Source organism: Corynebacterium sp. HMSC071B10 (assembly GCF_001814825.1).
GTDB lineage: Bacteria > Actinomycetota > Actinomycetes > Mycobacteriales > Mycobacteriaceae > Corynebacterium.
This window is the reverse complement of the sequence record NZ_KV818006.1, coordinates 35,935-58,221: the sequence shown is the minus strand read 5'-3', so window position 1 is coordinate 58,221 and position 22,287 is coordinate 35,935. Positions and strand designations below refer to the sequence as shown.

General features: G+C 65.7%; 12 protein-coding genes. 6 read left to right on the top strand and 6 right to left on the bottom strand.

Translation table 11 applies throughout. The features are described from left to right. Nucleotides 1–301: 301 nt before the first annotated feature. From HMPREF2990_RS06100 to HMPREF2990_RS06085, 4 genes are all read right to left on the bottom strand, one after another. Nucleotides 302–6,487, bottom strand: coding sequence for a DUF5979 domain-containing protein (locus HMPREF2990_RS06100; RefSeq protein ID WP_070763246.1), 6,186 nt, complete (start codon nucleotides 6,485–6,487; stop codon nucleotides 302–304). Next, on the bottom strand, nucleotides 6,484–7,131 hold the full coding sequence (locus tag HMPREF2990_RS06095) for a hypothetical protein (protein WP_070763244.1): 648 nt from the start codon (nucleotides 7,129–7,131) through the stop codon (nucleotides 6,484–6,486). Before HMPREF2990_RS06095 ends, HMPREF2990_RS06100 begins: the two co-directional genes overlap by 4 nt. Next, the gene (locus tag HMPREF2990_RS06090) at nucleotides 7,085–7,987 is read right to left on the bottom strand and encodes a class C sortase (RefSeq protein WP_246817465.1); all 903 of its coding nucleotides are present in this window, start codon (nucleotides 7,985–7,987) and stop codon (nucleotides 7,085–7,087) included. The genes HMPREF2990_RS06095 and HMPREF2990_RS06090 overlap by 47 nt, the downstream gene beginning before the upstream one ends. A gap of 63 nt (nucleotides 7,988–8,050) precedes the next feature. Beyond that, nucleotides 8,051–9,682 carry a SpaH/EbpB family LPXTG-anchored major pilin gene (locus HMPREF2990_RS06085; protein WP_070763242.1) on the bottom strand — a complete coding sequence of 544 codons (1,632 nt, stop codon included), beginning with the start codon at nucleotides 9,680–9,682 and terminating at the stop codon, nucleotides 8,051–8,053. Between the two features lie 297 nt (nucleotides 9,683–9,979). Here HMPREF2990_RS06085 and truA point away from each other — a divergent pair, with 297 nt between their 5' ends. The 4 genes from truA to HMPREF2990_RS12435 all read left to right on the top strand — a co-directional run bounded on the left by truA (nucleotide 9,980) and on the right by HMPREF2990_RS12435 (nucleotide 14,869). Continuing rightward, a complete protein-coding gene (gene truA, locus HMPREF2990_RS06080) occupies nucleotides 9,980–10,849 on the top strand; it encodes a tRNA pseudouridine(38-40) synthase TruA (RefSeq protein ID WP_246817463.1) in 870 nt (289 codons plus the stop codon). Nucleotides 10,850–10,892: 43 nt separating this feature from the next. Further along, nucleotides 10,893–13,049: a DUF6541 family protein gene (locus HMPREF2990_RS06075; protein ID WP_070763238.1), complete on the top strand. Its 2,157-nt coding sequence runs from the start codon at nucleotides 10,893–10,895 to the stop codon at nucleotides 13,047–13,049. 63 nt (nucleotides 13,050–13,112) lie between these two features. Continuing rightward, complete coding sequence (eccB, locus tag HMPREF2990_RS06070; RefSeq protein WP_070763236.1) at nucleotides 13,113–14,387, top strand: type VII secretion protein EccB; 1,275 nt, start codon at nucleotides 13,113–13,115, stop codon at nucleotides 14,385–14,387. 299 nt (nucleotides 14,388–14,686) lie between these two features. Beyond that, complete coding sequence (locus tag HMPREF2990_RS12435; RefSeq protein WP_210399966.1) at nucleotides 14,687–14,869, top strand: CopG family transcriptional regulator; 183 nt, start codon at nucleotides 14,687–14,689, stop codon at nucleotides 14,867–14,869. A 101-nt stretch (nucleotides 14,870–14,970) separates the two neighbouring features. Here HMPREF2990_RS12435 and mycP read toward each other — a convergent pair whose 3' ends face one another. Together mycP and eccD are read right to left on the bottom strand one after the other, a co-directional pair. Beyond that, complete coding sequence (mycP, locus tag HMPREF2990_RS06065) at nucleotides 14,971–16,140, bottom strand: type VII secretion-associated serine protease mycosin (RefSeq protein WP_070763234.1); 1,170 nt, start codon at nucleotides 16,138–16,140, stop codon at nucleotides 14,971–14,973. 2 nt (nucleotides 16,141–16,142) lie between these two features. After that, nucleotides 16,143–17,426, bottom strand: a complete 1,284-nt coding sequence (eccD, locus tag HMPREF2990_RS06060; RefSeq protein ID WP_070763232.1) for a type VII secretion integral membrane protein EccD — start codon at nucleotides 17,424–17,426, stop codon at nucleotides 16,143–16,145. A gap of 178 nt (nucleotides 17,427–17,604) precedes the next feature. Here eccD and eccCa point away from each other — a divergent pair, with 178 nt between their 5' ends. Together eccCa and HMPREF2990_RS06050 are read left to right on the top strand one after the other, a co-directional pair. Then, entirely contained in the window at nucleotides 17,605–21,255 is a 3,651-nt protein-coding gene (gene eccCa, locus HMPREF2990_RS06055) for a type VII secretion protein EccCa (protein ID WP_070763231.1), read from the top strand. Then, a complete protein-coding gene (locus tag HMPREF2990_RS06050) occupies nucleotides 21,252–22,208 on the top strand; it encodes a type VII secretion-associated protein (RefSeq protein ID WP_070763229.1) in 957 nt (318 codons plus the stop codon). The genes eccCa and HMPREF2990_RS06050 overlap by 4 nt, the downstream gene beginning before the upstream one ends. Nucleotides 22,209–22,287 lie beyond the last annotated feature (79 nt).

Sequence of the window (22,287 nt, the reverse complement as noted above, 5' to 3'; positions counted from 1 at the left end):
AGGGATAAACGCTGTCCTACTTGCGCTAACTGCGTGGAACGACCGCAAATGTCGAGACCGGGTTGTCGATCACCCGTGCAGAAACCGATGATCTCGACCTGCCGGTCTCGACATCTAGCGCGGACACACTCGAACAGCCCGGGCAGCGCGCAAAGAATAACGCCGCCACAGCCCGTAAAGCCGCAGCGGCGAAAACGCGCAACCCACGCCCGCGCGCAATCCGCGAGCCTGTTGCCCAGCGTCCGGTCGGCGGGTTGGGGGCGAAACGAGCACGCTTGCCCGCTTCGCCCTAGCTGCCGCTCTAGGCGCGTTTCCTCAACCGGAACGCTATGCCAGCAAGACCGATTCCGGCCAGCAACCACAGCACCAAGGCCCTGCTGCCGGTGAGGGGCAGAGCACCTTGCTCCACGTTGGCCACTTGAATGATGGCCGGTTTGTGAGCCTCCGGCTTCGCTTCGACGAGGGTGATGAGTCCGGAATTCTCCGTTAGGCCAGCGATGGAGATTCGCAGGTCCGCGAGGGCCGGGTCGTTCGCCGCTGCGACGGTGAACTTCCATGCACCGGGCAGGAGTGAGGCACCATTGCCGGCCTTGGTTTCCACCAGGATGTAGGTTCCCGGCTCCAGGCGCGTGGTGAACGTGTTGCTCGCTTCGCCGGCCGCGCCATCGACGGTGGTCATCTCGGAGACCTTGTCAGCCAGGGAGCCGTCGGCAGCCGTGCCGTAGATGGAGAACTTTGCACCACCCAGGGCGGTGATGAGGTCTGCCTGGACTTTTTGGACCTGGACTTCGGCGTCCTTGCGGTAGATGCCGTTGGTGATTGCGGCAGTAGGCAGCTCGCCGTTCAGCGCGACGCCCTCCGCGCCGATTGCGTGGAGGAATTCCTCGCCCTGATCGTCATAGGTGGTGTAGTAAGGGGTCATCCGCAGGTTCTCTGCATCGAGCCTTTCTTGTACCTCCTGTGGCGGGGCCTGCTCTTTAACGATGCACTCGGAGCCCCGGGGCATCGTGGCAGGGGCAGCCCAGTTGCCATCCTGGCGGCTGAGCGTAAAGCTTCCCGTGGAGGGGAAAGGCTCGGGCTGGCCGCCAACGAGGTTCTTAAAGGTGCAGGCGTAGGTGAACTCGAAGGAGTCTGCGCCGGTAACGATTTCCGACACCTTGTACCCAGCGAAGTCCTTGGACACCGCAGGAGCCAGCTGCAGCACCGTGTACGTGGGTGCAATGATGACCCGATCAGTGCCGGAGCCCTGGGTCTGCACCTGGAGCGGCTCGGTTACGGCGGCGCTGGCGATGACCCCGGTGGTCGCATCGCCGCGGGTGTGCACGCTGCGCCCGTCCACGTTGACGAAGTCGTACCCTGCGGCCAGGGCCTCCGCATTCGACGTGACCTCGCAGGCAGTGCCCACGGTGAAGTCACCGATTGGGGTGGCCGGCGCCCCGGACACCAGAGTCACGGACTTTTCTTCCCTGGTGCCGAGTAGTGGATCCGCGCACACCACGGAAGGCTTCAAGATATTCGGCAGCCACTCGGAAACATCACCACTGCTTACCCGGTCTTTGGCAAATTCCGCGGTGATGGTCGTGGTGTCCAGCGTGTAGGAGTTGGTCACCTGGAGCGTGTGGCGGTCACCCTCCGCCTCGCCAGAGAGGTCCGCGTTGTTGCGCACCAGTTCACTGTCGACGGCAAACGTGGCACCGCGCTTGCCCTCGGCAGGGGAGGGGACCGGCCCAGGCTGCGGTGCAGCTCCGTTGTCCACGGTCGTCGTAGTAAAGCTGGTTTCGACCGTGCTGCCCACCGTCACGAGGGTGCCGTTGGCGCCGGGGACCTCGAACTGCGTCTGTGGCTCGTCCTCGATGAAGGTACAGACGAAATTGGCGGGCACCTCCATGGTGTCACTGGTGACCTGGGAAGCACCGTCGGTAGTGGAGGCCGGGACATACGTCAGCTCGCCTTGACCGCCACCCGGCGGGAACTTCACGGACGCGGTGCGGGTGGGGTCTGCAATGAAGGGGTGCTTCGGGGCTGAAGGATCCGTGCAGCGCAGCGTACCCGTTGCGGGCGCGAGTTGAGTGTTTTGGGCCAGCTTCTGACCTTGTCTTTTGTCCAGCTGCTTGTGCACGCTGACCGGCACCGTGAAGAAGTCGTAGCTGTTCCACAGAACGGCGGTGTAGTTGAAACCGGCGTTGCGGATTTCATAGGTCGCGGCGTGCGGAGTACCCGGAACGACGGCGCACTGATCGACATCGCTACAGCGGTTTTCGGTGGCAAAACCGGTCTCGCTTTCGTCGACCGCCCAGCGCGGACGCCAGGTGGAGTAGAAGGCGTCACCTTGCTGCTCAGGGGCGTTGGCTTCTGGGTCCTTGACCTTGGCGGGATCCTCGCTGAGGCGGCAGCTGGCGCCGACCGGGATTCCCTCGATCGCGCTATCGGCGGCTGCGGAAAAGCGGCCCATGCGGAGCACACCGGAGCCGACCTCCACGCCGTTGAGGGTGCAGGTCCACGCCACCGGGAACTGCTTCTCGGCGGAGACGGAGGGCATGCCGGTGCCGTCGACCTTCTTCTTCACGTGCATCGAAGCGGACTTGATGTCGTAGGCGTTGGTCACAGTAACAGCAGGAGCGATGGCGCTTGTGCCGGTGCCAACCTGCACGGTGGCCTCGTTGCCCTGCGTAGTGGTGCCGCCGACGTCGATGCTGACCTCCGGTGCCCCGGAGTAGACGGTGCTTTTCGCCTCTTCGGTGACCGTGCACTCGCTGCCCGCCGGCACCTTCAGCGCCGCAGGCGAACCCGGTCCAAACTCTGCTGCGGTCTGCAGCACAGTGTGGGTATTACGAGTACACACGACCGAGGAACTGAACAGCGGGTCCTTGAAAATCGCCTGGTAGACCGGAGAATCCGACGCCAAGGGGGCACCATCTTGGGTGACGTGAAGCGCCTTGAACAGGTTCATCTCCGCGAAAACCGGGGTATAGGTGAACTGCGCTCGAACCAGCTCACTCTGGTTTCCGCTCCCAACGGTTAGGTGAAAGCGGGCCGGCCCGTCAGCGGTGAGCGTTTCCTCCGTGTTGAGCGGAGGACCAGCGGTGAAGAGCACCTCGCGGGAGAAGACGTCCGTGTACGGCTTGTCAGCGCTGCCTTCTTCCACGGTCACTGTGCAGTAGTCACCACCGCGCACGTTGTCCACGATGACGGACTGGGGGCCGTCGGCCGCAGAAGCAAAGACGGTTTCCCTACCGACATTAGGTGCAGAGCCGTCGTTGGGCGTGCAGACGTAGTTCACCGTGTACTCACGCGGCAGGTAGACGTCGGCGTCGGGTGCCTGCAGCAGCGCCCGGGAGAAAGCAATTTCGAGCACCTTCGCCGGCTCAGCCAGGACCAGCTCGACGTCGAGGTCGTTGGGTCCTGCGTGCACGGTGTATTCCGGGTACTGCAGCGCGGTGCCCGGCTTCTGTTCCACCTCGAGATCCTCGAGGTCCTCCGTGGGGGTCACGCTGATGCTGCACTTGGTGCCTACGGGCAGGCCGCGGGCGGCGTCGTAGCGCTCGCTCATTCCATCCTGGGCTTGCACCTCCCAGGAGTCGCCGTGGCGCAGCGATTTCACCAGCTTGAGGGGGTTGCCATCGGGCAAGGTGCACACTGCGTTGACGTTGCCTTCCACACCAGTGAGGTCGTTGGTGTTGCTCGCATTGACGTTGTCGGTGTTGACGCTGTAACTGAGGGTGAGCTGGCCGTAGTTATCCTCGATGGTGTTTTTCACGGTGGCCGTGATCGGCTCTGCGGATGCGGCCCCGGCGTCGGCAGGGATGTCGACGGTGACGGGTCCCGGCAGGGTGAAGTCGTAGGCTTCGGAGTCAAAGCCTTCCGGCATCTTCTCCTCGATGGTGCAGGTGGATCCGGCCGGGACATCCGCGATCTCTACTTGCTTGGCGGAGTTGATGGCGAAGTCCTTCGGGCCAAAGACCTGCCAGGTACTGTCACCTGCCTGGGTGCAGGCCATGGTGACCGGGAAGTCGGTTCCGTGGAATTCACCTCCCGCAGCGCCCGCGAGCTCCTTGGCCACGTCCACCTGCCGCAGATTCCTGCGGAACTCCAGGTTTGCGGACATGGTGAGGGCTTCGCTCTTGTCATTGAGCTCCGGGTAGACGTAGGAGTAGTTACCGGGGCACTCGCGCGAGTTCGGGGTGTAGCCCGGGGACGCAGCGGTGTCCTTCATGCATGCCTGCGAGGACCACTGCGGCTTAGCGAGGGAAAAGCCCTGGGCAATGGGGGCTGCGGAGGAGCCGTCTGCGGTGGGTTTGCCGGTGACCTCGTAGAGGCACTGCGTCCCCACGGGGAAGGAACCGAGTGTGGCGCGGCCGCTGAGCGTGCCGTTGGACTCGCTGAGCGGAACTTGGATGGGGTTCTCCCCGTCGCCAGGCACGAAGATGGGGGACAGGCTCGGGTTATCGGCGATTTCGGGGCGGTCGCCGGCGTCCGGAATATAGCGGCAGCGGTAGTTGACCCACACACTCCTCGGTGCGAGGTCGGTGTTTCCACCCCGGAAAACCTCGGGGTTGTCTACGGTGATGTTGACCTTCTGGGTGACGTGGGGCGAGTCATACACGTTGGTCGCCTTGAGCGCTACGGCACCGCCGCGCTGGGCGGGCATCGCTTCGAAGGCGGTTTGCGGGTGCTGGGCGGCCTCTGCCGGTGAGTAAGGCTGGAGCTGCTTATCGACGTACCACTGGTACCCCTCTCCAGCCACATCGCGAGTGAGTTTCCCGGGGACTTCCTTGCCGTTGAGTTCCCAGTTGGTCGTGCTGGAGAAGTATCCCGGTCGGGTGCGTGGCTCGAGCTCGGTGACGGTGCAGCTCGCGCCGACTGGGATGCGCTCGTCGATAGTGTAGGGCAAGGTGGTGCCTCCATCGAAGGCACCAGCCAACGGGGAGTCCTCAGCAAACGCGGGCGAAAGTATTCCCTTGAGGGTGAAGGGGTGTGTTTCCGAGTAAGGCGCGCCGGTGTCGGTGCACCGGTAAGCAAAGTGGAATTGCCCGTACTCTTCGGAATTGAGTGCGTGGTTGACCGGTCCGGTGGCCTGGATGAGCTTGGAGATGGATAGCTGCGTGGTTTCTCGGAGTAGGAAAGCGCAGTGATAGCTGACGTTGCGCTCGCGTGTGAAGTTCACGGTGAGCTTGTCGCCGTTACGCTCGACCTTTTCACCGCTGACTTCAGTCCATTCCGGCTGCCCCGGCTGCTGGGCGAAGCACTGCGCGTCCGCGTGCATTTCCAGCGGCGCATTGAGCGTGTAGGACATCGTGGCCTGCGAGGCGGGCTGGTTGCCTGGGATGGACTCGCGGGCAAAACCATCTGCGGGATCGGTAGGAACGATAGCCGTAAAAGGCTTCGTGGGGTTGGGAACGATCTCTACGTCGCGCCCCGAGACACGCTCGACGAGCTTTTGGTTTTTGTCCACCACGTTGACGCTGGCGGTAAGACACGGGCTGACAAAGTCCGCGATGCTGAACTGTTCGCCTTTGCGGCCGGTGTTGCTGGTCTGGATTTTTGGATCACTAGGAACCCACACGCTGTAGTAGGCGTTGCCATCGATGGAGGCCGAGGCCAACTCCTTCAGCAAGCTAGGCCCAGTGAGGTAGTACAGCGCCGAATTGTCGGACTGGAAGATTTTGAAGCCGTAGGAATCACCCCTGTTGGGGTTCGCATCCCTGGGGCTGCGGTCGTAGTACCCAGGAACCGCGACACCTGGCTCATCGGGATAGTGCTGATTACCGAAGCCCACAGGGATCACCTGCACGCCTTTGGCGGCCAACTTACGAATGATGTCCTTGGTGGCGTCGAGCTCCTGCTGATCCACTCCGCGCGCGCTGCCGCCGTCGTTGACAGTGCCGTCCGGGTTGAGCATGGCGGTAGGCCCCCACTCGGTGAACACCATGACCTGGTCATAGCGGGCGCCCTTGTTGATGTCATTAAGTACCGCTACCAGGCCAGCGTGCATGTTGTGTGTTTCATTGGAACCGCGACGCCGAGTGTCTGACAGCCTATTCGCGAGTGTTGGATTGAGCTTGCCGGGATTGTGGGGATCTGCAATAGGCGTCTCGCTCAGGTTGGGTGAGTTAACCAGCGTTGCCGGGGATACCGAATCATAAGTGTAGATACCGACCTTGGCTGCCGGGTCCTTCTGAAGAAGAGACTCGAGACCCGGCTCGAGCATGCGCGAAAACAGCTGGGGGTACTCAAAAGTGCCAAAGTGCAGGTAGTCTAATCCGATCCTGTGGGAAGCGTCGATGACCACCGCGGTGGACGTGCCGCAGCGAGTATTCGGCTTGTCCCACGGCTGCGCAGCCGGGGTTGCCGGGGGATTCTGCTGGGCTTGTGCGGTGGGAGCAGAGCTACCGGGGAAGGGCAGGACGACGAAAACAGCGGCAATACTGAGGACGATGACAGCGAACAACGCCATCATCCGCGCGCTGAGCGTCTGTATGCGTTTCATCGTTGGTCTCCTGTCTGCATTGTGTCCCGTGTGCCTCTACTCACCAGGCCGAGACCGACAAGGATGGCCAGGCCTGCCGCTGCGAGCAGCCACCACACGTTGGTGCCGGTGGAAGCCAACCGGTCCGACCAGCGCGTACCACCGTGTGTGCCGGGTGGCGTTTGCGCCAGACTGGTGGTGGAAGAGGCGGGGGGGGTGGCAGGCCTCGAGGAACTTGGTTGTTGTGGGTAGCTAGGCTCCGCCCACGACGGGATGGTTGGCGTGGGCTTTTGCTCCCCGCCGCTGCCGCCAGGGAGGTTCTTGTGTTTGGGGTAGACCTTCACACCGGCGAGCGCTTTACCGGTCTGGGGATCACGCACAGGCACGGAGAAATCCACGGAGCGGTACTCGGGGTTTTCGGGGAAAGTGAGCGTGTAATGCCCATCGACGACATCCTGAAAGTCCACGGCACCGCCTACGGTGCGCAGAGTGGTGCGGTTGCCGGAGGCGTCGATAAGCACAATGGGCACGTCCTCGACGTTGATTTGGGGAGCGTCACCATTAGGGTTGCCGGGGTCGAGCTCGACATTGACGACGGTGGCCGCGGCCGGAGTAGCGCTAAGCAACAGGACGAGTGCTGCTGTCGGCAGAATCTTGGCGCGCATTCATCCTCCTTCGAGCAAAGTACGCCAGCACAATCAGGACGATGAGGACGAGGACCAGGACCATCCACCACTGGATGCTGTTCTTGCTGTCAAAGGCATCCTCGGCGGCCGGATCGTTGGGAACGCGACGGGCATGCACGAGCAGGCGGTGCGAGTTGATGCCGTAGGGAGTGCAGGTAATCAGCGTGATGAGATCCTTGCCGGGAACCGGCTGCAGGGAAGAGATTTCCGTTGGCAACACGGTCTCGATGCTGTGGACCTGATAGGTCATCTGCTGACCCGCCACGTTGAGGTAGATGCGATCGCCTTCGATGACCTTGTCCAGGTCGTCGAAAAGCGTGGCGTGCGCAAGCCCCGTGTGGGCGGTGAGCACCGAATGCATGCCCTCACCACCGACCGGCAGCGGGGAGCCATAAAGATGGCCGATGCCTCGCTCCAGCACCTCGGGCTCTGTGCCGTGGTAGACGGGAAGCTTGACCTTGATGCTGGGGATGGCAATCACGCCCATGGGATCTTCCGGGTCGCCTGTGACGTTGAGTTGCTCCAGGTAGTCCTGGTAGGGGCGGTTGTCTTTGGCCACACGGGCCAGCCAGGGGTCAAGGATTGGGGCACCGGCATTTTCCTTGTTGTAGGCGTGCGCCGCGTCGATAAGCTCGGTGAAATCCTTGCCCTTGACCGTCGAGTTGCGGTAGGCATCCGCGATACTGGCCTGCTTCTCATTCTGGTAGTAGGTGGTGACTACGGGGTAGAGCAGCACGAGCAGGCTGGCGATGAGAAACAGGACGGAGAGCATCGAGCGGCCACGGCCGCGCGATGTCTCCGCAGGGGAGGATCCGGCAACAAGTGCGCTGCTCAAGGGGAAATCCCCTCCCTTTCCTTCCTATAATGTTGTCGCGTAGCGCCGACCACGCGGAGGCGCTTAGGCCTTCTTGCGCGACAGGGCGATACTGATGGCGGCCAATGCGAGGCCAAAGGCGATGATGAGCCAGACACCCAAGCCACCGGTCAGCGGCAGGCGGTCAAGGATGCCGCTGGTCTTCGCGTTCTGGATGTCGGCGGTGGCGTTGTAGCGGGCCTCGTTCACCGGGGTTGCGGTGTCATCGTCCGCAACGGGAGCGGTGAAAGTCAGCAGCACCGGTGCGGAGGACAGCGCGTAGCCGGCGGGGGCCTTGGTCTCCACCAGGCAGAACTGGGTGGTGTTCTCAAAGCCCTTAATGCTGGTCCAGAAGTCATCGGCGTTGCCCGTGGAGTCCACGCGGTTGTAGGTGAGATCCTTGATGAGCAAGGTGCCTTGATCGCTGGTGGTCCAGGTGTCCGTAGCCCCCAGCGTGAGGGCATCACCGACCGCCTTGCCGTCAGCGTCGCAGCGGTGCAGCTGGAACTCGGCGCCAGCCAGCTTGGTCTGTGCATTGGCGGCGTCGAGCTTGTTGACGGCGATGTCCGCGAAATTCAACGTGGCCGGAGCGCTGGTGGTGGTACCCGGCCTGGTGCCGTCGCCTGGGTTCTCGGGGTCCCACGGCTCGGGATCCGTAATTTCATCCGGCAGGGCCCAGGCAACGTTGTCGAGGGTTTCCGGAATCTCGGTGACAGGCGCGTCGAAAGTGACGCTGAGCTGCTTGGCCTCCACGGCGTTGGTGCCGTTCAACTCGGCTGGGTTGATCTGCACGCGCAGCACCCAGCGGCCATCAACCTGGTGGGCCTCGGTGGCGAACTGCGAATTCTGCAGCTCGGTGCCAGCGAAGTTCACCTTGATGTTGGTGGGCTCACCCAGCGTTGCGGGCAGCTTATCGGTGATCGTGAAGGCCTTGGGCAGCGCCGTCCCCGGCTGCAACTTGCCATCCTGGCCCTGGGAAGGCGCGGAGATGACCGGCACGGTCGAGTCAACCTGGTACTGGATGGAGTCGCCCACGTGCAGGCCGGGACCGGTGTTGCTATCGATGATCTGGTTGATCTTCTTGGTGGGCGCTTCCGTGACCTGGTTCTTGGGGTAGATGTGCACCGTATCGAGCCAGCCGTCGCCGCCCGGGTTTGTCATCGGCACAGTAACTAGGAAGGGGGCGGATGGGGTCACGGCCTTGCCGTTCGAGTCCACCTGGTTGGCAGGCTCCTCTACCAAGTAGAGGCCGGCGGGCAAGTCGGAAAAGGCGGCGGTGCCGTCGTTGACGGTTTTCTTGGTCGTGGTCTCGCCCTTGGTGAACCCGTCAGGCAGGGAGCCGTTGTCCTGCAGCTGAATGCCGGAAATGGCCGTCCAGCCTTCTTGCTTAGTCAGGTCGATCGGCCCGTTGGCGTTGTTCACGCGTGAGACGGTGAAGGTGATGCCCGCACCCGGATCTCCGGCAACGGTCTTCTCGGTACCGTCTGCCTGGGTATTCTGCGGGAGGCCGAGGATCTTGTGGATCTGCAGGTTACCGGTAGCGGGGATACCCTGGGCAACGGAGTTCGCCGGCGGAACCGGCTGAGAGAGTGCAGTCGGGGCAACGCCCACGCCGCCGATGAAAAGCGACGTTGCGGCAACAGCAGCGATGAGAGAACGGGCGGCACGTGTGGTCATGGGACTCAGCTTTCGGGGGAGAATGCGCGGTGCGCGAGAAAAATCATGGCTTCCAGCCAATGCATTATATTTGCTTGGCAATCACCTGGCAACACTTAAGTATCGCTGACAAATGGCTACTGAAGTGGGCTGATTGCTGAAGAATAGCTAAAGGGATTACTAATTCTATTGATGTTCGGGATACTCTATGCACTAGAGTGCATAAAAGCAGACCACGATGGTCTCGCTTTTGCACTTCTTGAGCCGTGTCGTCAGTGAGCCGGTCCATCCCATGCCCCACCTGCTAGCCTTATCCGAATGACCACACCGCCAGCATCGGGCACGGACATGCGCTTGCGCCTGGATATCGCCTACGACGGCACGGACTTCCACGGTTGGGCTCGCCAAACCTCGGGCGTGCGGACCGTGCAGGAGACCATCGAGGACGCGCTCGCGCTCGTACTGCGCACCCCGGTGTCGCTCACGGTGGCCGGTCGCACCGACGCCGGTGTGCACGCGAGCGCGCAGGTCGCGCACACGGATATTTCGCAGGCCGCGCTCGAGCAGCGTTCCATCGACGGCGACCCCACCAAACTGGTGCGCCGCCTAGCCAAACTTTTGCCCGCCGACGTGCGGGTGCTCGACGTCCACGAGGCACCACCAGCCTTCGACGCCCGCTTCGCCGCCCTGCACAGGTCGTACACCTACCGCGTGACCACCAGCCCCGCCGGTGCCCTGCCGACGCGCCGCGCCGACACCGCCGTCTGGGGCAAGCCTGTCGACCTTCACCGCATGCAGCAGGCGGCGGACCTGCTCGTCGGGCTGCACGACTTTGCGGCTTTCTGCAAGCCGAAGCCGCACGCGACCACGATCCGCGACGTCCACGCCTTTACCTGGCACGACGTGAGTACGCAGCACGAGCTCGAGGTCTACGAGGCCCGCATCACCGCAGATGCTTTCTGCTGGAACATGGTCCGCGCTCTGGTCGCGACCTGCCTGAAGATAGGGGAGGGCAAGCGGCAGGAAGAATGGGTCGCGCAGCTGCTCGAGGCGACGAAGCGGGACTCGCAGGTGCCACTCGCCCCGGCGTGCGGACTAACGCTGACCGGGGTGGAGTACCCGCACCCTGATGCCTTTGCGAAGCGGACCGCCGTGACACGCGACCGACGCACGTTGCCGGAGGACTAAAGGCCTAGAATACTTTTCACGCACACATATCCGAGGAGGGACAATGACACCTGCGGCAGTAGCTGTGCTTGCCATACCGTTCTTCCTCCTCCCGGGCCTGGCGTTTAACCTCGTCGCCGGGGTAAAAGGCCCGCACGCGTTGGCGATGGCGCTGCCGGTCAGCTTTGGCATTTTCGGCATGAGCGCCTGGATATGGGGCCTGACCTCTGCACCGCTGAACCTGTGGACTTACGCGGTGAGCCTGGTGTTCGCGCTCGCGGCGGCTGCGGCGTGGCGCTACGCCTTTGCGCGGAAGGCGCGGCGCGGCGGGCGCATCTCGTGGCGTCGCGCGCTGTTTCCGGGCAAGTGGAAGAAGGGCAGTATCCTCGACCCCTTCTGGCTCTTGCCGACGGCCGGTGTCGTCGGCGGATCCTGGATGCTTATCTCGGACCGTTTAGGTTGGTTGGTGCGCTCGCCGCACGGCGCCTACAACATCGTGCAGGGCTGGGACGTGCAGTGGCATGCGAACCTGGTGCGCTTCATCATGGACACCGGCGTGGCTTCGCCGACGCGGATGGGCGAGCTGCAGAACGTCGAGACCCACGCCAACCTGCTGTATCCTTCCGCGTTCCACACCGGCATCGCGCTGTTCGGTGAAGCGGCTGGGCTGGACCCGATCCCGACGCTGAACATAGGCATGATCGTGCTCACCGGCATCGCGCTGCCGATCACCGCGGCGTGCCTGGCGTTCGCGTTTACCGCTTCACGCGGGCTGACGGCGCAGATCGCGGCCGGGCTCGCTGCCATCTTCGTCTACGGCGCGCCGCAGCTTGCCTGGGTGGGCGACTTCGTCGGCATGTGGCCCTACCTGTTCGCCATGTCGCTGACCGGCATGGTGATCTACCAGTTCACGCGCGTGCCCGCCCGCCACGCGGGTGCCCTGCCGGCCACCGTTGGGTTGCTCGGCGTGCTCACGGCGCACCCGGCGGCGCTGACCGTCGTGGTGCTGGGCGTGGGCCTGTACTGGCTGACCTCGACACTCATCAGCCCGGAGCGCGGCCGCCTCTCCGACACCGTGTGGATGGCCGTCCCCGGTGCCGTCGCCGCGTTTGTGTACCTCCCGCAGGTGTTCGCCGGTTCGGAACAGGCCGGGGAAGTTTCCGGCTGGGCGACGAAGGAAAGCAAGGACTTCGACAGCGGGTGGGACATCGCCTTTTCCATGCAGACCCGCCACGTCCACGAGTTCTTCCCGGACTACGACGCCACCGTGTGGCTGTGGCTGGCCGGTTTCGGCGCGCTGGTGTGCCTGCTGTGGCGCCGCCAGGTGTGGCCTGCGCTGTTCTACGCCCTGTCGCTGACCATTACCGCCAACGCGATCGCACCCGTGGCGGGCCCGCTCAGCGGTCTGCTCACGCTGGCGGGCAACCTGCACTACAACACCGCCCACCGCCTGATCTTCCCGGTGGTGCTCAGCGTGTTGGTGGCTGCCGCGATCGGAGTTGCCGCTATGGTGCGCCTGTTCACACTCGCGCCGGTTGCTGCACGCTTGGGGTCCAAGGCGTGGGAGCGGGGGACAGGTGTGGCGTCGATAAGCATGGCCCTTGTGGTGGCGATGATTGCCGCGCCGACGGTGCGTGACACCGCTGTGGCTGGCGCGCAGTCGGCGTTTCTGGACGCACGGGTGGTCGACCGCATGGTCAGCGACGACGACCGGGCGGCCTGGGACTGGCTGGCCACGCAGCCTGCAGCTTGGGAGGGCACGATCTTTGGTGACCCCGCCGACGGGCACAGCTGGGGGTACGCCTACAACGGGCTGCCGATGCTGTCGCGGCACTACCTGTGGCCGACCGGCGGGCGTGGGTCGAATACGGACATTGCGTACTGGCAGGCGCGCGAGATCGGCGAGGGCCTGCGCGGCGACGCGGACGCGGAGAACGTGGTGGATCGCGCCGCGGCCGAGCTGGGGATCAAGTTCTACATGGTCAGCCCGTCAGCGTTCTGGCCGTTCCAGCTCGAGCGGCTGCAGATGCAGCGCGGCTTCTGGACCTCGCGCGGGCTCACGCCGGTCTACCGCAAGGGCGATGTGGTGATCTTCGCGGTGAACAAGGAGTTCACCCACGACGAGCTTGAGCGCATGCTTGCCGACGCCCGCTCGCACGGCTCCGACGACCTCTTCGTTGAGGCACCTGCTGGCACTGCGGAGTTTGCGCCCCTGCAGTAAAATGAAGCGGCCTGGCTCGGGGGGAGCCAGTGACCGCACAACACGCATCGGGGGACAAGACCTATGGCGCGCTTGCTGCCAACAACAAAAACACAGGTTTCCGGGCACCGCTTTTTGCGACGCAGGGTGGAGCACGGCCTGATCCTGGGTGATATCCGCATGATTCACGACCCGCTTTCCTCGCGGCGTCGCGCCATGATTTTCGGGGTGGTGGCGGTGGTGATGATCTCCGGTGTCATGGGGCTGTTCGCTTGGATGCGGCCGAACCCGAACCCGGGCGAGGCGGCGATTATCCGCGCGGCAGACGGGAGCCTCTTCGCCCGAGTGGACGAGACCGTGCACCCGGTCACCAACCTGACCTCGGCGCGGCTGATCGTGGGCGGGCCGGAGGATCCGGTGCGGGCGGGCGATGAGCACTTGGCGACGCTCGCCCGCGGCGTGCCCGTTGGCATCGGGGTGGCACCTTCGGTGTTCGCGCCGGAGGACGCGGCGGAGACGTACTGGTCGGCGTGCACGGTGCCGGGGTCGGACGCGGAGCCCGAGGTAGTGGTGCGCGCGGTGGACGCGCAGGTGCCGTCGCTCGGGCCGGAGTCCGCGATCGTGGCGGAGGTGGATCATCGCGACTGGCTGGTCACCGCGCAGGGGCGCACCCAGCTGCCGCCGTCGACAACCCCGGACGGCCGGATCGTGCGTCGCGTCTTAGGGATTAATGCGTCCACACCGCGTTGGCGTCCGCCCGCGCAGCTTTTCGGTGCGCTGCAGGAGCAGCCGTCGTTTGCGCTGCCGGATCCGCTGCCGCGCGTGCTGCGTACCGGCGAGCGGGAATGGGCTGAGACCTCCGGCGGCGTGCAACCGATTACCAGCGTGCAGGCGGAGATTCTGCTGGAGGCGGGCGCGCAAGTCACGGAGGTGCCCGCCCAGGCTGTGGCGGAGAAGCCCGACGCGGAGAACCCAGCGCCGATCCGCTTGCCCGAGCACCGTATGCGCCTGCTCGACCCAGCGGGCGAGCCTACAGACGAAGCGGAAGCGACCTGTGTGACCGAAGCGGGTGGGGTGGCGATGCTGCCGGTTCCGGAGGCGATGGCTGGCCACGTGCGCCTCTCCGGTGCAGGCCCGGCGTCGTATTTTGTCGGCCTGCCGTCCGGCGCAGTAGCGGTGGACACCGGCAACGGTTACCACGTGGTGGACCAGACCGGGCTGCGCCACGGGGTACCCGATGAGGCGACCCTCGAGGCCATCGGTGCCGCCAAGGTGGAGCAGGTGCCGTGGCGGCTGGTGCAGCTGCTGCCGCGTGGGGAGGCGCTGGAACGTTCGGCGGCGCTTACGGCGACGTACTGAGTCTTGACTTGGCTCAAATTAGTGCCGAAGTTTTGGGGCGGTTATGGGGTCTTCCGCGGCCGGAAACGGTTAACAGCGCACACCCGATGGTGCTGGTCTAAATGGAGCTAGCTCCGTTTAGGAACTTCGTTGACTCGCGACCTGGGCTTTTACATCTGGTGCTGGTCTAAATGGAGCTAGCTCCGTTTAGGAAGATCGTTGACCCGCGACCTGGGCTTTTACAACCGGCGCAGGTCTAAATGGAGCTAGCTCCGTTTGACCCCAACCACTCGTCGCTAATCCGTATTACGCTGCCGGGTGTGAAGACCATCAACGGGCGACCAGTCAGCAAAGAACAAATGGATGCGTGGGTGGCCGAAGCCGAAAAAGGCTACGACGTTGCCACGCTTCGTCGTCGAGGGAGGAAACCGCGTGACGAAGACGAGGCGAGGGTGATCTCCGTTCGGCTTTCACCCAGCGAGATCTCGAATCTCGAGAGGTAGCAGCCGCACACGGTGCTCAGACCACACCACCTGCACCACTCTCGCAGCAAAACCACTAGAGGTAGCTAAAACGGGAATCGACCTCTTCATAGGACAGGTTGCTACCCCGCCACCCGGGCTCGCACTAGCGGCGCTGCGAACAGGCAGATCAAGAGCATCGCCGCGGCGAGTAGCACGTTGCCCAGCTTGCCAATGGACGCCGGCACCGCTTCAGCGGCTGGGTCCAAGGTGACCGGCTCCGCGTCCGAAGAAGATGTCGGCGGCAGCTGGGTGACCGCGGCGAACGGGTCGAGCGCGCCCCCGCTGGGTTGGGATGCGGCGTAGAGGTGCGCGCGCACCTCGGCGGGGTGCAGGTGCGGGTAGCGCTGCATGAGCAGAGCCGCAGTGCCAGAAACGACCGGGGCGGCGAAGCTCGTGCCCGCGTACGGGGCGGGGCCGTTGTCGCTGTGGGTGCCGGTGGCAAACCCGGTGCCGTCGGAAGCCAGCGCGAGCGGGACCGTGCCCTGGGCGGACAGCGCCGGACCGGGCACGCGGATGGAGTAGCCCGCGATGTCGTGTGAGCCCTCGCGGGCGGCGACGGCGAGCACGGTGGGCGAGTGTGCGGGGAAGACGGTGTAGCCCTGGGCGCACTCGCCGGATTCGTTGCCGGCTGCGGCGACGACCACCACGCCTTCGGCCTCAGCGCGGGCAAGAGCAATGTCCAGGGGCTGGGTGTCGATGCCCTCAGCGAGCTCGGGCGGTTGGCAGGAGACGACGGAGATGTTGATGATGTCGGCGCGTTCGTCGATGGCGTTGTGGATAGCGTCGGCAAGCGTGGCCAGCGAGCCTGCGCTGGGGTCGTCGCTTTCGCGGTCGCGGTAGTGCGCGGAGGTCTGGCGGATGGCGATGAGCTCCGCGTCCGGGGCAACGCCGTGGGTGTTCCCGGCGATGATGCCGGCGACGACGGTGCCGTGTGAGTCGCAGTCGGCAAACGGGTCGGGGTTGTCGTGGTCGACGAAGTCGCGTCCCGGGTCAAGGCGGGCGAGTTCGGGGTGCGGGTGGACGCCGGTGTCGATGACGGCAACGCGCACCCCAGAGCCGGTGGCGAAGCGGTGCGCGCGGGCGACTGGGTCGGTGCGCGCCTGCCGGGCCTGCTCATCGACGCTTAGCGGTGCCGACGGGCTGGCGTGAACGGGCACGGCGCAGGCGTAGTCCTGAGCGTACGCAGTTGTGGCAAGCGGTAGCGGGGCACACAGCAGCGCGGTTGTGGCAATTGCGGTGAAGCGTTTCATGCTCACAGCCCCCGGATCAGCGTGAAGAGCCCGGCGACGTGGAGCGCGAGCGGGAGTGCGGCGATGATGGCGGCGGTCTCCGCACGCTCGAACCACACCACGGTGGTGGGTTCCAGCTCCGGGACCTTCGCTACCCAGATCGCGGCGGTCGCGGCGGTGAGTGTGACCAGCAGTGCCGCCGCGATTGCCACGGGGTGCGGGTTGTCGGTGCGCGCCACGGCGAGCGCGCACGCGCACACCGCGCCGAGTGCGGCGGTGACGAGTGCCGCCCGCGGCACCGGGTAGTGGTGGCGAGAAGCGTAGATGCCCAGCGCCCCGGCGGTGCACACGGCAAGCGCGCACACCCATGCCCCGCCGGCCCAAGCTATGGCAAAAAGTGCAGGCAGCATGCTGGCGGCCACCGCACACGAGATGGCGGCGACGAGTGTGATCGCGCGGGCGCTGCGCTCGTCGACATCTGGCTGGTAGCCGTCGGCAGTTGCGAAGGCCTCGCCCGCGGTGGGCACGCGGGGGACCTTCAGGCCCGCAGCGCGGGTGGCCACGGCCGGGGTGGACAGCACGGTGAGCAGTCCGGCGAGCACCGTCAGTGCTGCCGGTGCCTGCGCACTCGGCAGCCACACCCCGCTCGTGCCGATGCTGAGCAGGACGCTGAGCGTGACCGTGCATGCGGAGGCGAAAGGACCAGCCAAGCCGAGCACGGCCCCGAGCACGACAAGCGCGCAGGCGGTGGCGGCTCCCGCGAAGACGCCGAGCGCCACATCGGCGGGCTCCCACGCGCCGGGCACACCCGCGACCCAGCAGGCCACCGCGATCGCCGCAACCCCCGGCAGCGGGGCGAACAGCGCGGTGGAGCGCGACAGCACCGCCAGCGCGAACACGGCGAGCGCGCCCACGCCGAGCGCGACGGGAAGCGAGGTGAACATCCCGGCGAGGACAGTCAGTCCGAGCACTCCCGCGAAGCTGGCCAGGTGCGCCAGGCCCGTGGTATCGCGACTATCGGCGGCTGCCGCGGCAAGCGACTCGGCGGCGTCGCGAACCACTGGCGGCTCGATTGACTCTTGAGGCCGAAGGACGGTCACGGCGCCGTCGCGAAGCTTGAGCTTGTGCAGCGGGGTGTGCATATCCAGCGGCGCGCCGCCGACGGTGGTGGCCTCCCACGGGCGGTGGATGCGCGGCAGGTCGACGAATGTGGCCAGCTCAGGCAGCACTTCCGCGAAGGTCGAAGAGGTGGGCAGTACCAGGTCGATGTCGCGGTGGAAGGACACGGCGGAAACGCGCACCGTCATGCGAACAATGTGATGGGCAGATGTAGCTACCAAGGAAAACCCCCGAAAAGTGTGTGCGCGAACCCCCATTTGCCGCGCGGTGTTTCCAAGTATGGCGTAAACTGCCGGGCACGTCCACAGCTCGCACGTCTGGTTCGGGGGAACCAGCGGCTGTGGCAGACCTTGGGGGGAATTTTTCGTGCTTGGAGTCGACCACAATCCGGTACTCGTGCCCACACGCATGCCGCTTGCCGACGCCCCGCCGCTGCCCAGCGGCGCACTGCATGCAGAAGCTGTGCCCAATGCACAGAAGCACCAGCCGCTGCCGCTCTTGCGCATCCTGCTGCCGATCGTGATGATCGTGGCCGTCGGCGCGGTCATGGCGCTGATGTTGCTCTCTGGCAGGGCGATGGGGCCGATGATGCTGATCTTCCCGCTGATGATGGCCTTCGGTCTCATCGCCATGTTCCAGCCGCAGGAGCAGCAGAGCGATATCGACGAGACGCGCCGGGTCTACCTGCGCCACCTGGACGCGTTGACCAAGCGGGCGCGCGCCAACGCGGTCAAGCAACGCGCCCACTTTTCCTACCTGCACCCGGAGCCAGCGATGCTTCTGACCGGGGTGGACAGCGCCCGGGTGTGGGAGCGCGGCGCGGGCACGCCAGAGGCGCTGCAGGTGCGGCTCGGCACCGGTGCGATGGCGCTATGTACTCCGGTGGAGGTGGAGGATCCGGGCTCACCGGAGGACCTCGACCCGGTGTGCGCGGTGAGCCTGCGTCGGGCGGTCGCGGCGGTGGGGACGGTGCCCGGGATGCCGATCGTGGTGCAGCTGGCCGCCTTCCCCGCGATTACGCTCGCGGGCCCGCGCGCCCACGATGTGGCGAGTGCTGTGGTGTCGCAGCTAGCCTTCTTCCACGGCCCGGAGGCTGTCGGTCTTGAGCTGGAGCACGCGGCAATGCCGTGGGCGAAGTGGCTGCCGCACACGCGCGAGCCGGAGCGCGCCCAGTTCCGCGTGGTGGTCGCCGAGGCGCGCCGGGGTGCGGACGATGCGGCGTTCGCGCCCGCGCATGCCAGCGCCGACTGCGTGATCACGGTGGACGAGGACCCGGAGGCCTTCGTCAGCGAGCACGCCTTCCACGTCGTGTGCACGGACGAGCTGGCCGCGGTCACCGAGTCGGGCCGTGAGTACCTGGGCGTGCCCGATCCTTTTAGTGCCGAGGAGGCGGCGCTGATCGCGCGCCATTTGGCCTTTTATCGACGCCCTACTGGTACCAGCAGCACGCGCAAAACCGGCGGCGACTTGCTCGCCATGCTGGGCATCGACGACATCGACGTCCTCGATGCGCCCACCATGTGGCCGGGCCGAGAGGGCACACGCCAGCGGTTGACGGTTCCCATCGGGGCGACGCCCGAGGGCGAGCCCGTCTACCTGGACCTGAAGGAGGCGGCCCACGGCGGCATGGGACCGCATGGGCTGTGTATTGGTGCTACGGGATCCGGGAAGTCGGAATTGCTGAAAAGCCTGGTCGCAGCGCTCGTGGCGACGCACTCGCCAGACGAGATCAACCTGGTGCTGGTCGACTTCAAGGGCGGGGCGACCTTCCTAGGCTGCGAGGGCCTGCCGCACACTGCTGCGGTGATCACCAACCTGGAGGACGAGGCCGTGCTTGTCGAGCGCATGTATGACGCGATCTCGGGGGAGATGCACCGTCGCCAAGAGCTGCTACGCAACGCCGGCAACTACGCGAACATCACCGACTACACCGCCGCCCGCTTGCGCGGCGAGGACCTCGATCCGCTGCCCGCGCTGGTGATCATCGTCGATGAGTTCTCCGAGCTGCTCACCCAGCACCCGCACTTCGCGGAGCTCTTCGTGGCCGTGGGTAGGCTGGGCCGCTCGCTCGGGGTGCATTTGCTTCTGGCCTCGCAGCGCCTGGAGGAGGGCAAGCTGCGCGGGTTGGATTCGCACCTGTCGTACCGTATTGGCCTGAAGACCTTCTCCGCCGGCGAGTCGCGGCAGGTCCTTGGTGTGCCGGATGCCTACGAGCTGCCGGGCGAGCCGGGCTCGGGTTTTCTCAAGGCGGGCTCGCCGGACCTGGTGCGCTTCCGCGCCTCCTACGTCTCCGGCCCACTGACCCGGCGCGTCGCGGCGCGGGGTCACTCGGAAGCCCCGGCAGTGCGTCTCTTTGACGGCTGGGAGACGGCAGCCGCCGAAGCGGCGGCAGTGGACGAAGTGGACACGGTGGAAACCGTGGAGACGAGCACGACCTTTGAGGCGATCGTGGCCAAGGCGGGCGAGCTCGCCGCCGCAGGCGGGATACGGGCGCACCAGGTGTGGCTGCCGCCGCTGCCGGACACGCTCGCGCTGCACGCGGTGAGCCCCGACGCGCCGGAAGGTCAGGCGCTCACCGCGCCCGTCGGGCTCATCGACTTGCCCTACCGCCAGCGCCAGGATCCGCTGGTCATCGACCTCGGCGCGTCTGGCGGACACATCGCGATTGCGGGCGGGCCGCAGACCGGCAAGTCCGCCGCGCTGCGCACGATCGCCGCGGCGCTGGCGCTTGCACACACGACTGACCAGCTCGCCATCTACGGCATTGACGCAGGTAGCGGTGGCCTCGACGACCTGGAGCGCCTCCCGCACGTTGCGGGCGTTGCGCTGCGCACGGACGAAGAGCGTGTGCGCCGCGTCGTCGATGAGGTGGTGGAGTTGTTGGACGCGGGGGAGGGGCGTGGTGGCGTCGAGAAGCACACGCTGCTGCTTCTCGACGGTTGGCACACCCTGTGCGCACCCGATTCCAAATTCGAGGACTTGAAGGAGCCGCTGGCGCGCATCGCCTCCGAGGGGCCTGCCGCGGGCGTGCACTTGGCGGTGACGACGCAGCGCTGGAACGCGATCCGGCCGAACGTGCGCGATTTGATCGGCACCCGCTACGAGCTGCACCTGACCGAGCCGATGGACTCGCTGATCGACCGCAAGCTGCAGCAGAAGCTGTCCGCGAAGCCGGGCCACGGGTTGACCCCCGACGGCACGCACCTGCTGTTCGCGCACACGAACGCGCAGGACCTCGCGCACATCGCTGCCACCGCCGCCGGGCAGGAGCCGGTGCCGAAGCTCAAGGTGCTGCCCGCGCACGTGCGTACCGCGGAGTTGCTTCAGGAGCAACCGCACGCCCTGCCGATCGGTATCGGCGGGCCGCGCCTCGCCCCGCTGCACAGCCAGTCCGGGCACCTGCTGGCTATCGGGTCCGGCGGGGCGGGCAAATCCACCGTGATCGCCAGCGCGATTACCGCGATTGAGGCGATGGAGCGCGACGATGCCCGCATGGTCATTTGCGACCCGCGCCGGGCCCACCTTGGGCGCGCGGACGAAGATATGACTGCCGCCTACGCCGCCTCTTCCACCGCAATTGCCGAGGCGATCCGCGCACTGGTGACCACGATGCGCGAGCGGCTACCCGGCGCGGACGTGACGCCCGCCCAGCTCGCCGAGCGCTCCTGGTGGAGCGGCCCCGACATTTTTCTGGTCATCGACGATCTCGAGCTCGTCGGCGAGGAACACCTGCGTGAGGTGGTCGCGCTGTTGCCGCACGCGCGCGACATCGGCCTGCACGTGGTGGCCGCCCGCAAGTTCGGCGGGGTGGCGCGCGCGATGTTCGGCGGCTTCCTCGGTGCGCTCAAGGACACGCACCCGGACGTGCTGATTATGGACGGCACTCGCGAGGAGGGCGCGCTCTTCGGCGTGAAGCCGCAGCCGCAGGCCCCCGGCCGCGCGACGCTCGTGCAGGCCGGGTCCACAGTCGGCACCGTGCAACTGTGCGCGCCCTACGAGGAAGGAGCAACCCTATGACCCGCGCCGAGACCACCCATGACACAGCCACTTTGCAAGTGCGCGTCACTGAGGAAACGACCGTCTTTTCCGGGGCCGCCAACCTGCGCCGCTGTGACGCGCCCACACCTTTAGAGATCGCCACCTATATCCGCAGCGTCTTCGGCGACGAGCCGCACGGCGCGCACGTGCACCTCATCGCCGAGGAGCAGGTCATCCATCTCATCGACCAGGCGCTCGCGGATTACGGCATCCACCTCACCGCCGAGCTCCCCAGCGACGAGGCACCCACCACCACGATGCCCGCCGTGCACACGCCCGAGCCGCTGCCGGTCGCGCGCCCGCTTGATACCCGCGAGGAGCACGAATCAAGGCGCGCCGGGTGGCTCATCGCCGGCCTGGTCGTCGTGGTGGCGGCCGCCTGCGGGCTCGTGTTGTGGTGGACGTTCGGGCCTTCGCTTAGCGACGATAACGAGACCGCCCAGGAGCCAGCTCCCGCTCCGCCGAGCTCAGCGGTGCCTGAGCCGGAGCCGGAACCGGAAGTCCTCGAACAGGACGGGCTGAGCGTGCAGCTGCCCGCCGGCTTCCACATTGAGGAGGACGGGGACATGTGGCGGGCGGTAGGCCCGGACCCCAACTTCCGCCTGCAGCTGAGCGTGGACGAGCGCTACAACGTGCCCGCCCAAGCGCTCGCGGAGCAGTTGCGCGAGGACATCGAGCGCGACCCCGAGGTGGAACTAGTAGGCACCGACGGGCACGCAGTGACCTATCTGGAGCGCGCGGCGGACGGCTCGCAGGCGCTGTGGAAGACGTGGCCCGACGGTGCCGTGCAGCTCTCGGTGGGCTGCCATACGCGGTACGAGCCCACCAAAGTGCAGCAGGCGACGTGCACGATGGCGATGAATTCTGCCCGCTTTGCTCCGGAAAATCGCAGCTCAGAGGCCGATGAGGGGGTGGTTGCCTTGGAAGGTTAAAAATTTTTCGCCTTGAGAGGGAACCGCAGGGCGTTTTTCAACGTCCAATATATGAACGGGAAACCGCCGCCGGCGGCCA